The organism is Streptomyces sp. NPDC002886 (assembly GCF_042888445.1).
Taxonomy (GTDB): Bacteria; Actinomycetota; Actinomycetes; order Streptomycetales; family Streptomycetaceae; genus Streptomyces.
This window is the reverse complement of sequence record NZ_JBIAPV010000011.1, coordinates 145106-158516: the sequence shown is the minus strand read 5'-3', so window position 1 is coordinate 158516 and position 13411 is coordinate 145106. Positions and strand designations below refer to the sequence as shown.

Below are 13411 nucleotides of genomic sequence, written 5' to 3'. Positions count from 1 at the left end.
AATCGCCCGTGAATCCTGCACTCACGGACGACCGGTACTTCGGAACCATGACAGCTGGCGCTGACGCTACACGCACAGTGCCGCTCGCACTACAGGAACGCGTCGGCCTGTTCGGCGGAGGCGAAGATCAGCGGACTCGCGCCCGGTGCCGCGGAAGCCCGAGAGCCCCTCACGGCAGCCCGCCGATGCGGGCGATCAGGAGGGCGACGTCGTCGTCGGCCGCCGCCGGAACGAGGTGGGTGATCAGCGAGTCGCACAGGTGATCCAGCTGCCGCTGTGGATCCGCGAGCAGCTGCGTCAGCTCGGCGAGCCGCTCGTCGAGGTCTCGGCTCCGGGCTTCGATCAGTCCGTCGGTGTAGAGCACGAGAAGGCTGCCGGGAGGCACGCTGATCTCGACTGGAGTGAAGGCGATGCCCCCGACCCCCAGGGGGACACCGGGCGGGGTCTCCAGGAGCCGGACCGTGCCGTCGGGGAGCACGAGTGCGGGCGGCGGGTGTCCGGCCCGGGTGACGGTGCAGTGTCCGGTGGCCGGGTCGCAGACGACGTACAGGAAGGTTGCGAGCATCGGCTCGGTGAGATCACCGAGGACGGCTTCCAGCTGGTGCAGCAGCTGTACGGGCGAAAGGTCCAGGCGTGCGAGGGCCCGTACGGAGGCGGACAGTCGGCCCATGACCGCGGCGGCGCCGATGCCGTGCCCCATGACGTCGCCGATGAGCAGGGCCGCCTTGCCGCCGGCCAAGGACAGGACGTCGTACCAGTCCCCGCCGATCTCGTTGACGTCGCTCGCGGGGAGGTAGCGGTGGCTGACCGCGATGCCTGCCGGCGGGGTGATGTGCTGGGGAAGCATGCTGCGCTGGAGGACGACCGCCGTATCGTGCTCACGGTGGTAGAGCAGGGCGTTGTCGATGCTGAGCGCGGCGCGGGCAGCGAGTTCACCGGCGAGGGTGACGTCTTCGGAGCCGAAGGGTCCTACCGGGCCGGTGCGGTAGAAGGTGGCGACGCCGAGCACCGTGTCCCGGGCCACCAGAGGTGCCATGACCAATGAGTGCACACCCACCGAGACGAGTTGGGCGGGCTTGGCCGAGTGCCGGGCGGCGGAGGCGACGCCCTGTTCGTCGAGACGGGCGATCAGGAAGGGCTGCCGGGACGCGAGGGCCTGCGTGTAGGGGGCGGCGACGGGGAAGACGAGCGTCCTGCCGAGGGGGGCGAGAATGTCGGTCACCTTGGATCCGGCCAGCGGGGCCTTGCCCAGGCGCCGCAGGGCGGCCCCGCCGGTCAGCCCCATGCCGGGCTCGTCCCCGCGCGCCAGCGCGTCCAGGACGTCCACGGTGACGGCGTCGGCGAGGCGCGGTACGGCGAGATCGGCGAGTTCCTGCGCGGTGCGCTCCAGGTCGAGGCTGGAGCCGACCCGGATGCTGGCCTCGCTGAGCAGGGCGAGCCGGCGCCGTCCGGCTTCGGCTTCGACGTGGTCGCGCTGCTGCTCGGTGATGTCGACCAGCGAGGCGATGACGCCGATCGGCATGCCGGCGGGATCCTCCACCCGTACGTAGGAGCACGACCACACGCGGTCATGGTCCGGTTCCGCGGGCGTCCGTCCGACCCGGCGACGGTCGAGAACGGGCCGCCCGGTCTCCAGCACCTGCAGCATGGCCTCCTCCATCTCGCGGGCGTTCACCTCCGGGAGGATCTGCGCCAGGCTGCGCCCCACGTGTGCCGATTCCGGCAGACCGTTCATGGCTTCGAGCGCGGCGTTGACCTGGAGGAACCGCAGCTGCGAGTCGAGGATCGCGATGCCGACCGGGGAGCGGGCGAACAAGCCGTCCCATACCGCCGACGACCCTCGGATGCGCCGTGCCGCGTGGGCATCGGCGGCGAAGACCAGCACTGTGGCCACGTCGTGCCGGCGGTCGGACACCGGAGAGGCCCAGATCTCCAGCTCCAGCGGGTGCCCGTCGCGGTGCCAGGCGGTCACCGTGCCCATCACGCCCCGCCCGGCGGCCGCGGCTTCCCAGAGCGAGCGGCCCAGACTGCGATCGGATCCTGGATGGAGGAGGTCTGCGATGTTGCGCCCCAGCATCTGCGGAGGGGCGTAGCCGAGCAATTCCTGCGCGACCTGGTTCCAGCGCACGATCGTTCCGTCCGCGCTGGTGGCCACCAGCGCGACCGGCAAGGCGCCCAGCCATCCGCCGGCAGCCTGCGCGGCACTGCTGATCAGCTCGTCGACCGGGACGCGCTCGTTCATCTGGCACCTGTACCCAACGCCGCAGTCTCCCCTGCGTCCGCGGTCGCCGTCAGGCCCCGAGCCGCTCGGGCGGGCCCTCCGGGAACCGGGTCCTACGGATCCATGGTCTGCCCGATCGGCATGACACCGCCTCCTGGGGATGCGGACAGACACGCTCCGGAGCACGCGGCACGTCTTCCCGGGACGCCGATGATCAGGACCTCCTTGGCCCGCGTGCCGTGCGGTGGCAAGGTTCCGGCCTTGCCGGAAGGGCCTGAATCAGCCCGATACGCCCGCACGGCGGGATGCTGGAAACCGCTGGAATGACAGGGCCATGCGCGACCCGCCACCGGTCCGGAAGGCAGGGCGGAGCTGTACCGCCCGGGGGCGACCCGGGCGGCAAGCTGTTCTTCTCTTCCGAGCGTGGAAATCAGAGGCGCAGAGCCTCAGGGGTGAACGGTCAGGTGGAAGCTCTGGGCGACCGAGCCGTCGCAGGCGCGCTGCACCAGCTGCACGCCGTTCGCCGCACTACCTGTGGTGCTCAGACACTTGCCGCTGTGCCGCGTGGTGAAGTGGTAGCGGCCCGGGGCTTCCCGTACCGGCAGCCACTGCTGGTTGCCGCCACCGCCGTAGGACCACAGCTGCAGCGGTGCGTCGTCGGCGGTGGAGACCCCGGTGACGTCGACGACCTGCTGCGGATTGCCCCGGATCGCGATCCGGGTGTACCCGCCGTCGGTGGGACGGAACTGGAACTGCTGGGCGGTGGTTCCGTTGCAGGTGTACTGCTGGATCGCCGTGCCGTTGGCCGTGGCCGCCGCTCGCGCGTCGACGCAGGCGCCGTTCGCCCCGTCGGCCAGTGAGTACCACGCGGTCTCCGAGATCGGGTCGGTTGGCGTAGGGCTGCCGGCCACTCCGCCGAGCCACTTGAGCCCGTCGATCAGGAAGCGGTTCTGTGTGGGGCTCGCGAAGGTCGAGGACAGCCGGGTGTTGGAGCCGTAGTCCATGGCGTTGTGCCCGAAGTTGGCGTACAGCATCCTGTACTGGGTGTTGGTCCAGAGGATCGGGTAGTAGCCGCTGTACCAGGACTGGTTCGGGTCCGTTCCCAGGGGGAAGCTCGTCGGGTCGACCGAGGCCAGGACCTTGATGTTCGCGTTGGCGCGCAGGTCGTTCGACCAGCCGTACCACTCGCTGACCGCCGAGGTGAACGTCGCGGGCAGCCCGGTGGTCGAGGGGTGCGTCCGGTCCTCCGTGCGCAGCACCGCCGTGGTCGGACCCCATGTGTTGGTCCTGAAGTTCCCGCTGCCCAGGAACCCGTTGTAGTACCAGGGCCATGAGCCGGCGTTGGTGGTGAACGCGGAGGAGTGGAAGCCCATCCAGCCGCCGCCGGCCCGCACGTACCGCTCGAAGCCGGACCGCTGGGCGGCCGTCTTGGGTGCGTCGTCCAGGAACAGGACGACCTGGTAGTCGTTCACCCCTCCGTTCGCCAGCAGTTCCCAGTTCGTGGTCGGCGTGTAGGTGAAGTTGTTCTGCGCGGCGGTCCGCGGGAACCACTCGTTGGCTTCCTTGACGAAGTCGATGTGTGCGGCGTCCCAGGTGCCGTTGTAGAAGGCGATCACCTTGAAGGCCGGGGCCTGGGGTGCGGCGGAGGCCTTGAGTCCGGCGTGGGCCGGGGCGGTCAGCCCCAGCGCCACGGCCAGCAGGATCAGCAGCCGTGCTGCGAGCCGCCTCACGGGTAGCTCACCAGGTTGGCCACGTTGGTGGACGCGTTGGAGGGTCCGCCCCGGTCGTTGACGACGTGCCGGATGGTCCCGGTGCCGCCGAGCGAGACGGTCACCATGTTCTGGAAGCGCACGTTCGGGTTGTTCGGGGCCTCGAAGGCGCGCTCGGCGGTCACGCTCGGGTTGACGTTGAAGTAGCAGTAGCTGCCGAGCCCGTAGGCCTGGTGGCTGGTGACCGAGTTCGCGACCTTGTACGCCGAGTAGCCCTGGGTGGAGCCGTTCATCCAGGCGGCTTGGTTCGGCGGGTCGTACGGCATCTCGTTCTGGTAGAAGTACGTCCGCCCGCCGTTGCCGTTCCAGATGGTCTGGTGCTTCTGGTAATGCTCGACGAACAGGCCGTACATGGTGACTCCGTCGCCGTTGACGACGAGTCCGGTGTCGGCCGTGTTGGTGTTCCAGCCGATGCCGCTGCCGTGGTCGCCGCGCCAGATCCACATGTGGTCGCCGATGACGTGATCGCTGTTGACGACCAGGCTCGTCGTCGCCTTGCCGACGGCGGCGCCACCGACCCGGAAGTAGACGTCGTGCAGGGAGGTGGGGTTCGCCGCGTGGTTCGCGGCGGCGCCGGCCGGGCCGATCTCCATCAGGGTCTGCGAGGTGGTGGTTCCGGCGTCGAAGAGGACGCCCGCGACCTTCACGCCGTCAACATCGGCGACCGTCATGGCCGTGACACCGTTGTCAGGAATGAAGGTGGCGAGGCCGAGACCGAGGACGACGGTGTCGGGGCGGGTCACCTTCAAGGTCTGGCTGAGGTGGTAGACACCGGGGGTGACCAGCAGGTTCTTGCCCTCGGCCAGTGCGGCGTTGATCTGTGCGGCCGTTGCCCCTGCCTTGACGACGTAGAACTGGTCCATGCCGAGCGAGCTGCCCGCCGCGTTGCCGTTCGCCCAGCTGGTGGCCGTGGAGTCGGTGCGCAGGGACGGTACGAACACCTTGTACGCGCCCGTGCCGTCCACGTACAGGAAGGGCTTCTCGCGGACCGTCGGCGTCTGGTTCACCGTGGTGTACGGCGGATTGGGGAAGGTGTTGCCCGGCACGCCCTGGCTGCCGACGAAGACCATGTTCCAGTTGGAACCGGTCCAGCTGCCGAGCTGGGAGTTGCGGGTCAGCCACTGCTGCTGGGTGCCGGACCGGACCTGACCGTCGATCTTACTGTCGGCCATGAATCCACCGCTGGCCCAGCCGCCGTCGCTCAGCTCCAGGTTCCCGCGGACGTGCATGCGCCGGTAGCCGGAGGCCTGCGAGACCGCCCACCGGTCGGTGCCGCCGGTCGGGTTCACCGACAGGTTCTCCGCGCCGCGCCAGAAGTTCTGGGTGGCGTTCTGCGGCGGGAACCAGTCCGCCTCCACGTGCACGGCGCCGTTGATCGTCACCGAGTCGGGCGACTGTCCGAGGCCGAGGACCTGGGTGTAGAAGCCGACGTTGACATCGTTGCCGTACGTACCCGGCTTGAACATCACGGCGTAGCGCTGGGAGCCGAACTGGTTGGTCTCCTGCTGCTGGAAGATGGAGTTCAGCCGGCTCTGGATGGTGGACGACGGCATGGACGGGTCGAAGACGACCACGTTCGGGCCGAGGTCGACATCCCCGGGGGCGGTGTTCACGGGCGCCACCTGGAAGCGCTGGGCCGCCGTGCCGTTGCAGGTGTACTGCACCAGCTGGACGCTGTCGGCCGTCGAGGCGGCCGGGACGTCCAGGCATTTGCCGCTGTGGCGGCTGACGAAGTGGTACGCGCCACCGCCCTCGTCGACGGCCTGCCACTGCTGGTTGTCGCCGCCGCCGTACGCCCAGAGGTGCACGGCGGCGTTGTCGGCCGAGGAGGTGTCGCTCACGTCGACGACCTGATTGCTCGCGTTGCGGTTGCCGATCCGCACGAAGCCGTCGCTGGTCGGCGTGAAGCTCCACTGCTGCGCGGTGCTGTTGTTGCAGGAGTACTGCTGTACCGCCGTGCCGTTCGCGGTCGCGGCCGACCGCGCGTCCAGGCATTTGCCGCTGCCCGCGTTGACGGCTGTGGACCAGCCCGTCGGCAGGGCGGCGGCCGCCTTCGCGGAAGCGTTCGGGGTGGCGGCCAGTGGGGTGGCGGCCTGGCTGGGATGAAGGGCGGTGAGGACCGAGGCGGCCGAGGCGGCGACCACGAAGGCCGCGAGCCAGGGCCGTGTGACGCGGGCCCGGCTTGCGCCATGGCGAACCGCTCTGGGCGTGCGGGGGGAGCTGAGCACGTTTTCTCCTGTGCCGGCTGTACGGCATGAGTGGGGGGATGGGCAGGGGTGGGAGGGGTGAGGGTCAGCCGTTGTACTGGGCGAGGACCCGGGTGAAGTCCCACGGCTGCTGGGCGACGCCTGAGCAGGTGTCGGCTCCGCCGCCGGTGCAGGGCCGGTCACGATTGACCGACCAGAAGGTCAGCCGTGCGAGGTGGCGCTGTTGGGCGTAGCCGAGAATGGTGCGGAAGTCGTCGACGGTCACCGTCTCTCCGTTGTCGGTGATGCCGTTCATCGAGGAGATGCCGGTGTGACGGTAGGCAAGGTCGTCCGAATACCCGTAGGCGTTCTTGACCGCGTTCTTGAGGCCCTCGGCCGCACGGACGGTGAGCTGACCCATGTTCTGGCCGGCGCCGCCGAAGTTGAACGGCATGATCGTCCAGCTGTCCACGGTCAGCCCGGACGCGGCGGCCTTGCTGATCAGGCTGCTGTCGGGGCCGTTCTGCCCGGTGCCGAAGGTGACGTACACCTTGATGCCGGGGTTGTTCGCCTTGACGGTCTTCAGCGCGTCGACCGTGCGCTGCTGGACGGTCGGGCTGTCGTACGCCGCCGCCTCGATGTCGATGTCGATGGCCTTCAGCCCGTACGCGTTGATGACCTTCTGGTACGCCGCGGCAAGCTCGCCCGCGCTGCCGCAGGAGCTCTCCAGCTTGTTGCCGCTCCAACCTCCGAAGGAAGGGATGACGTCGCCGCCGTTCGTCCGCACGGTGTTGACCGTCTGCTGGTCGACACCTCCGGTGAGCGGCCGGCTGCCGTCCCACTGCGGGTTGCAGTAGCCGTTGCTGAGGACGAAGGCGAGCGTGAACCACTTGACGCCGGTCGCGTTCGTCACGGTGGTGGGGCTCGGCGGGCTCCCCCAGCCGTTGTACAGGTACGGCGCCACGGCCATGGCCCCCGGTCCGGGTGCCGGAGTGCCGCCCCCGCCCGGCGCCGTCCACTTCTGGTTGGCGGCTCCGGTGCAGCTCCAGATCTGCAGCCGGGTGCCGTTGGCCGAACTGTTGCCCGTCGCGTCCAGGCACTTGTCCGCCTGCGGGTTGACGATGTCGCGTGCCGCCGTGGCCGACCACTGCTGGGCGGCGCTGCCGTTGCAGTCCCACAGCTGGATCCGGGTTCCGTCGGCGATGGCGCCCGAGGCCACGTCCAGGCACTTGCCGAGCGCACGGATCGTGCCGTCGCCGACGACGTTCCACTGCTGTGCGGCGGTGCCGTTGCAGTCGTAGAGCTGTACGGCGGTGCCGTTGGCGCTGCTCGCCCCGGCGACGTCGACGCACTTGCCGCCGAGGCCGGTGATCCGGCCGGTCGCCGCTGCCGCGCCGATCGCGGGATTGCCGCTCAGGCCGGTGATGAGGGCGGCTGCCGCCGCTGTGCCCAGCACACCGCGCACGGTGGGCCTGCGCAGGAGTCTCGTGGTCATCGGGTCACCGTCCACTTCTGATTGACTCCCCCGGCGCAGGTCCATATCTGCAATCGGGTGCCGTTGGCCGAGCTGCCGCCCGAGGCGTCCAGGCACTTGTTCGCCTGCGGGTTGACGATGTCCTGAGCGGCGGGGACGGCCCACCGCTGGGCGGCGCTGCCGTTGCACTCCCACAACTGGACCGGCGTACCGTCGGCCGTACCTCCCGAGGCCACGTCCAGGCACTTGCCGAGTGCGCGGATGGTGCCGTCGGTGCCCACGCTCCAGCGCTGGGCGGCGGTGCCGTTGCAGTCGTAGAGCTGTACGGGGGTGCCGTTGGCGGTACCCGCACCCGCGACGTCCACGCACTTGCCGCCGGTTCCGGTGATCGGACCGCCGCCGCCCGGGTTACCGCTGTCGGTGCTGACCCGTACGTAGTCGACCAGGAGCTGCTGGGGGAAGACCGTGCTGCCGTTGGGGTCTCCGGGCCAGTAGCCGCCGACCGCGAGGTTGAGGATCAGAAAGAAGGGCTTGTTGAAGACCCATTGCCTACCGCCGAGGTCGGCGGGGGTGCGGCGCTGGTAGACCGTGCCGTCGACGGACCAGGTGATCGCGTCGGGGCTCCAGTCGACGGCGAAGGTGTGGAAGGCGTCGGCGAACGCCTGACCACCGGGCAGGGCGTACCCGGCGCCGATTCCGCCGCTGCCGGAGTACCCGGGACCGTGCAGGGTGCCGTGGACAGTGGACGGCTCGAACCCCACGTTCTCCATGACGTCGATCTCACCGGAGTTGGGCCAGCCGACCTGGCCGATGTCGCTGCCCAGCATCCAGAACGCGGGCCACATGCCCTGTCCGCGCGGGATCTTCATCCGGGCCTCGACGCGGCCGTACGTCGTGGTGAACTTGCCGGCCGTGTTCAGCCGCGCGGAGGTGTACTCACATCTTCCGTACCAGCACTGGTAGTTGGCCGGATTCTCACGGCGGGCGGTGATGGCCAGGTGGCCCTGGCCATCGAGGGCGGCGTTGCGGTTGCCCGCCGTGTAGTACTGCCGCTCGTGGTTGCTGACGTTGTCGCCCGTCTCGATCTGCCACTTCCCGCCGTCCACGGCGGAGCCCGCCGGTCCGTCGAACTCGTCGGAGAAGGCCGCAGCGGCCGCTGCGGCGGCCCCAGTCGCGGGTGGCCGAGCCGTCGGCCCGGGCGCACCCTGCGCAAGTCCGGTGGACAGCGACGCGAGGGTGAGGACCGAGAGCAGAGACAGCAGCAGGCGTCGGGATAAGTGTGGGGGGTGCATGACTCTCCCTTCCAGGGAGCATGACGGAGCTATCGCCCTGTGGCATGCATATGACAACACTGGGAGCGTGAGGGAACCCGAACGGTTGCCGCATCGACAGGGATGGAGGTGACGAGTCGAGCCCAGTGGACCCTTTCATCACTTAGTGATCTAAGTAGTGAATGAAAGCCCTGTCAAGGGGTTGGTCTGGACCACATCCACGACCGCCGCCGCATCAGGGCATCGTCTCGCCAGACCGTGCACAAACGATGCGAGAGGCGCGAGGTGGACCCTCGCAGAAATATGGAAGGTGCGAATAACCACACTGAGCCGAGGAGGCACCATGAACTCGTACGGTGTCACGCCGGAGGAAACTCCCTCAGGTGAGGGCTGCACCGCCGAGGCGCATCAAGAGCGGCCGGACGGTGGCCTCTGGGAGCACCCCTGGCTGTTCTTGGGGTTGATCGCCCTCGGCGCGGTCCTGGTGGCGGGCTTCTTCGCAGCCCGGATCGCCGGGTTGTGATCGCATGTGGCATCGGACTCGCCGGGCGTCCCGGCGCGACTGGGCTGCACGGGAGGCCGGGGCGAGCAAAGGCCCCTTGGTACGGCCATGACCGCCACGGGGATGGGGGGAGCCCGGCTGCTGGTCGTGGGCGCCACGGGGGCGCTCGGCCACCTCGCCGCTCAAGAGCTCCACGCACGGGGGGCCCTCCTAGCCTTGGCAGGGAGGAACGAACAGCGATTGGCCACCTGCTCCGAGGCTCTCGGCGGTCCCGCTCGGTTGATCGACGCATATGACCTCGACGGCTGCGCCGCTCTCGCGCCTTGGGCTCTGCAGGAGTTGGGTGCGCTGCACGGGGTGCTCGTTTTGGTGGGGGTAGCCGGTTTCGGGCGGGCCGAGGAAGTGCCTGATGCGGTGGCCGAGCACTTGTTCACCGTGAATTTCCTCTGCCCCGCAGCGGTACTGCGCGGGGCGGTTACCTGCGTGGCGGAGGGAGGCTTCCTGGCCGCCGCGACGGGAGCGATCGTGGACCGGCCGATGCTGGGAACAGCCGACTACGCGGCGTCCAAGACCGCTTTGAGTTGTTGGCTCGATGTCGTAGCGCGTGAAGGGCGCGCACGGCGTCTCCAGGTGCTCGATTTCCGGCTCCCGCATCTGGAAACCGGTTTCTCGGAAAGGCCGGTGACAGGGAGCGCGCCCGCCCTGCCGACGGGAGCCGACCCCGGTGCGGCCGTCCTTGCGATGGTCGGCCAACTCGCGGAAGCAGCCGACCGCGGAGGACGAACCTGAGAGTCGCGGTGAACGCACGTGGGCTGTGTCCCCCCGGGGGGCCGAGGAAAGGAAACGAGTTGGATCACATCGGCGCCGATCGCGAGGGTCTGCGACGACGGCTCTCCTCATGGGCGGTATCACCTGATGGCGGCCGTCTCGAAGAACGTACGTGTTCCCACCTCGCCGCGCTGCCCCGACGACCGACGATACCTGTGGGGGTGTGCGCGGAGTGCCGCGAACGCGGGTGGACTTGGGCCCGGCTGCGGTGGTGTGCGACGTGCGGGCACGTTGGATGCTGCGACAGTTCGCGAGGGCGCCACGCGTACGCCCATCACGCGCAGACGGGACACCCCGTGGTCCTGTCGATGGATCCCGACGAGGCCTGGGCATGGTGTTTCGTAGACGAGGTTTTTCTCGTTCACGTGCCTGAGGGACCGGAATCCCCGTAGTTGAGACTGCTCCCGGTGGAGCCGGCTCCCCCACGGCTTTGCCTGCCGACGACCGGATCGGCTCAGGGGGGTGTGTCGCCCGCGGCGCGGTGCGCCCGGCTTACCTGCTCGACGTCGCCGAGCCGGTCCAGGCCCTTCACGGCTCGGGCCATGCGGGGATTGCCCTCCAGCCGTGCGCGATGCCGGTTCAGGAAGGACCAGTAGCCGACGGTGAAGGGACAGGCCCGTTCGCCACTGCGGTCCGTGGGCCGATACCGGCAGCCCTCGCACAGGTCGCTCATCCGGTGGATGTAGGCGCCGCCCGAGGTATAGGGCTTGGTGGTCATCAGCCCGCCGTCCGCGTACTGGGACATGCCCACCACATTGGGCAGCATCACCCAGTCGTAGCCGTCCACGAAGCACCGGTGGAACCAGTCCGTCACCTCCGCCGGATCCCAGCCCCGCTGCAGGGCGTGGCTGCCGAGGACCATCAAACGAGGGATGTGGTGCGTCCATCCCGTATCCCGAACCTGCGCCAGCACCGTGGACAGGCAGCGGGCCCCTACCGCGTCCGCATCCAGCTCGGCGAACCATGCCGGGACCGGTGTGGTGTGGCGCAGTGCGTTGCGGTGCCGGTAGTCCTCGCCGAGGTGCCAGTAGAGGTTCCACACGTACTCGCGCCAGCCGCATACCTGCCGGATGAAGCCCTCGGCGCTGTTGAGCGGTACGAGCCCAGCCCGGTAGGCCTCCTCGGCCCGGCTCACGCACTCCCACGGGTCGAGGAGGCCGAGGTTGAGGGAGGAGGACAGCAGGCTGTGGCTCATCACGGGGTCGGCGGCCAGCATGGCGTCCTCGTGCGCGCCGAAGCCGGCGAGCCGGTGGGTGACGAAGTGGTCGAGCGCGGCCAGTGCCTCGCGGCGGCTCGCGGGAAAGAGGCGGGGGCCGTCGCGTCCCACGAAGGTGATGCCCTCCTCCCGCTCCCAGCGGTCCAGGTCCCGCCGGACTCCTTCGTCGATCTCGTCCTCGCGGGGGCGGTACGGAGGCGGCGCACCGAGCGTGGTTCGGCCGCGGGGCGGTGGCTCGCGGTTGTCGTGGTCCAGGTTCCACCGCCCGCCCGCCGGCCCGTCTCCTTCCATGAGGATGTCGTGGGTGCGGCGGGTGTGCTGGTAGAGGTTTTCCTGCAGAAGCCGTCGGCCCTTCTGCCGCGCGGCCCAGTCGGCGAACTCCCGGTGTCCGACCAGAAAGCCGCGGGCCGGGTGGACGGTGACCTGCGGGAGCGACGTCACCAGGGCGAGGGCGGCACGGGACGTGGGGTGGTGGACGGAAACGGGTGCGTCGCCGACGGCCCGCATCAGCCCTTCCCGGTAGGTCTCCGCCTTGACGTACTGGGCTCGCTCGCCCAGGTCCGCGGCCCGGTGGCGCATGGCGCTGAGCACGAGATGGGCCTTGGCCCGGTGGAACCGGCGTCGCCGCAGAACGGCGCGGGATTCGATCAGCAGCCACCGGACGTTCCTCGGTGTCCCGCCACCGGAGGTGGCGGTGAAGTGCGGGCCGAGCTGGTCTCCGAACAGCCAGTGCACTGAACTCATGCCCGCATCCAACCAACTCGGACCAGGCCGACCGCGAACGACGCGACCGATCCACTCATTCGTACGCTCACGCTTGCCGTCCTCTTCGCAGGCGGTCAGGTCACATCGGCGTGAGGACGGTGTCGATGATGTTGACCGTGGCGTTGGCGGTCTGGACGTCGCCGCAGACGATCTTCGCCTTGCCGTTGACGGTGAAGCTCTCGCCGGATCCGGCAGTGGTCAGGGAACTGCCCTCGAGGGTCTTGAACGAGCCCTTGTCGAGCTGGTCCGGTGTGATCTTCTCGCCCACCACGTGGTAGGTGAGGATCTTGGTCAGTTCCGCCTTGTCGGCCAGGATCTTGTCCAGGTCGGTCTTCGGGATCTTCGCGAACGCCTCGTTGGTCGGAGCGAACACGGTGATGCCCTTGGCGTTGTTCAGGGTGTCGACCAGGCCGGCCTTCTTGACGGCCGTGACCAGCGTCGACAGGGCCGGGTTGTTGGACGCCGCGGTGGCCACGGGGTCCTTGGCCATGCCGGCGAGGCTGCCGGAGCCTTCCTTGGGGACCGATGCGCAGGCCGGCCCGTACGGGTCCGCCTGCTGGGAGTCGGCGAATACCGGGGTTGCCACGCCCAGCGCCAGGGGTAGGGCGAACGCTGCTGCCGCCAGTGCGGCGGTGCGGCGGACGTTGTGGATAGCCATGACTTCCTCCTACAAAGGGATCCTCGCGCTCTGTCGTTCTCTGGGGTTTTCATCGCTCGGGAGCGGCACGGATGGGGGTGTCCGTCACCCGTGGTGGGCCTCGGCCGCGATGGGCAGTCGCTCCGCGACCTTGTCCGCGAGCTCCTCGAACTCCGAGCGCAGGAAGGGTTCGGCGACTCTGGCAAGGCCCTTGAACCGCAGGGAGGCGGTGTAGGTGAGCCGGGTCGCGGTGGGCGATGAGGGCTCGAACTTCATCACGTCCCTGGCGGACACGGTCTTGTTCGCCCCCGCGAAAACGAGCTGGTGCGGCTCGCGGGATTCCAGAACGTAGACCAGATCCGTGGTCCGCCCGCGGAAGCGAGAGGTGTTGTGCCAGGTGGCCCCGGGCCGCACCGGCCCTTGGCCGGTCCGGACGCACCGTACGGTGCCCGGGTCCCAGTCCTCGGCATGGCCGAAGTCCGCGAGGTAGGCGACAAGGTCGTCGGGTGGAACCCCGACGATGAAACTGCGCTGCACCGTGA

At 69.2% G+C, this 13411-nt stretch carries 11 protein-coding genes; 3 read left to right on the top strand and 8 right to left on the bottom strand.

Features of this window, described 5'->3' with window-relative positions; genetic code table 11:
- Nucleotides 1–169: 169 nt before the first annotated feature.
- The 5 genes from ACFYYB_RS34830 to ACFYYB_RS34810 form a co-directional block, all read right to left on the bottom strand.
- Complete coding sequence (locus ACFYYB_RS34830; RefSeq protein WP_389440942.1) at nt 170–2242, bottom strand: SpoIIE family protein phosphatase; 2073 nt, start codon at nt 2240–2242, stop codon at nt 170–172.
- Nucleotides 2243–2667: 425 nt separating this feature from the next.
- A complete protein-coding gene (locus tag ACFYYB_RS34825; RefSeq protein ID WP_389440939.1) occupies nt 2668–3951 on the bottom strand; it encodes a ThuA domain-containing protein in 1284 nt (427 codons plus the stop codon).
- The gene (locus ACFYYB_RS34820) at nt 3948–6134 is read right to left on the bottom strand and encodes an RICIN domain-containing protein (RefSeq protein ID WP_389441271.1); all 2187 of its coding nucleotides are present in this window, start codon (nt 6132–6134) and stop codon (nt 3948–3950) included. The genes ACFYYB_RS34825 and ACFYYB_RS34820 overlap by 4 nt, the downstream gene beginning before the upstream one ends.
- A 148-nt stretch (nt 6135–6282) precedes the next feature.
- The gene (locus ACFYYB_RS34815) at nt 6283–7671 is read right to left on the bottom strand and encodes a ricin-type beta-trefoil lectin domain protein (RefSeq protein ID WP_389440936.1); all 1389 of its coding nucleotides are present in this window, start codon (nt 7669–7671) and stop codon (nt 6283–6285) included.
- Nucleotides 7668–8942 (bottom strand): lectin, encoded by a 1275-nt coding sequence (locus tag ACFYYB_RS34810; RefSeq protein ID WP_389440933.1) that lies wholly within the window; start codon nt 8940–8942, stop codon nt 7668–7670. Before ACFYYB_RS34810 ends, ACFYYB_RS34815 begins: the two co-directional genes overlap by 4 nt.
- Nucleotides 8943–9264: 322 nt before the next feature.
- Between ACFYYB_RS34810 and ACFYYB_RS34805 the strand changes: the two genes are divergently transcribed.
- The 3 genes from ACFYYB_RS34805 to ACFYYB_RS34795 all read left to right on the top strand — a co-directional run bounded on the left by ACFYYB_RS34805 (nt 9265) and on the right by ACFYYB_RS34795 (nt 10643).
- The gene (locus tag ACFYYB_RS34805; protein WP_389440930.1) at nt 9265–9444 is read left to right on the top strand and encodes a DUF6480 family protein; all 180 of its coding nucleotides are present in this window, start codon (nt 9265–9267) and stop codon (nt 9442–9444) included.
- Nucleotides 9445–9531: 87 nt separating this feature from the next.
- The gene (locus ACFYYB_RS34800; RefSeq protein WP_389440927.1) at nt 9532–10212 is read left to right on the top strand and encodes an SDR family NAD(P)-dependent oxidoreductase; all 681 of its coding nucleotides are present in this window, start codon (nt 9532–9534) and stop codon (nt 10210–10212) included.
- 170 nt (nt 10213–10382) lie between these two features.
- Nucleotides 10383–10643, top strand: a complete 261-nt coding sequence (locus ACFYYB_RS34795) for a UBP-type zinc finger domain-containing protein (protein WP_389441268.1) — start codon at nt 10383–10385, stop codon at nt 10641–10643.
- A gap of 62 nt (nt 10644–10705) precedes the next feature.
- On the opposite strand, the gene ACFYYB_RS34790 is transcribed toward ACFYYB_RS34795, so the two are convergent.
- The 3 genes from ACFYYB_RS34790 to ACFYYB_RS34780 all read right to left on the bottom strand — a co-directional run bounded on the left by ACFYYB_RS34790 (nt 10706) and on the right by ACFYYB_RS34780 (nt 13406).
- Nucleotides 10706–12211 carry a cryptochrome/photolyase family protein gene (locus ACFYYB_RS34790; protein ID WP_389440924.1) on the bottom strand — a complete coding sequence of 502 codons (1506 nt, stop codon included), beginning with the start codon at nt 12209–12211 and terminating at the stop codon, nt 10706–10708.
- Between the two features lie 100 nt (nt 12212–12311).
- Nucleotides 12312–12890 carry a fasciclin domain-containing protein gene (locus ACFYYB_RS34785; RefSeq protein ID WP_389440922.1) on the bottom strand — a complete coding sequence of 193 codons (579 nt, stop codon included), beginning with the start codon at nt 12888–12890 and terminating at the stop codon, nt 12312–12314.
- 84 nt (nt 12891–12974) lie between these two features.
- Nucleotides 12975–13406, bottom strand: a complete 432-nt coding sequence (locus ACFYYB_RS34780) for an SRPBCC family protein (protein WP_389440919.1) — start codon at nt 13404–13406, stop codon at nt 12975–12977.
- Nucleotides 13407–13411: the final 5 nt, after the last annotated feature.

What these genes read in the sequence shown, in the direction of transcription:
- ACFYYB_RS34785 (WP_389440922.1), bottom strand. Translation starts at nt 12,890, where the DNA reads ATGGCTATCCACAACGTCCGCCGCACCGCCGCACTGGCGGCAGCAGCG.
- ACFYYB_RS34790 (WP_389440924.1), bottom strand. Translation starts at nt 12,211, where the DNA reads ATGAGTTCAGTGCACTGGCTGTTCGGAGACCAGCTCGGCCCGCACTTC.
- ACFYYB_RS34810 (WP_389440933.1), bottom strand. Translation starts at nt 8,942, where the DNA reads ATGCACCCCCCACACTTATCCCGACGCCTGCTGCTGTCTCTGCTCTCG.
- ACFYYB_RS34800 (WP_389440927.1), top strand. Translation starts at nt 9,532, where the DNA reads ATGACCGCCACGGGGATGGGGGGAGCCCGGCTGCTGGTCGTGGGCGCC.
- ACFYYB_RS34830 (WP_389440942.1), bottom strand. Translation starts at nt 2,242, where the DNA reads ATGAACGAGCGCGTCCCGGTCGACGAGCTGATCAGCAGTGCCGCGCAG.
- ACFYYB_RS34815 (WP_389440936.1), bottom strand. Translation starts at nt 7,671, where the DNA reads ATGACCACGAGACTCCTGCGCAGGCCCACCGTGCGCGGTGTGCTGGGC.
- ACFYYB_RS34805 (WP_389440930.1), top strand. Translation starts at nt 9,265, where the DNA reads ATGAACTCGTACGGTGTCACGCCGGAGGAAACTCCCTCAGGTGAGGGC.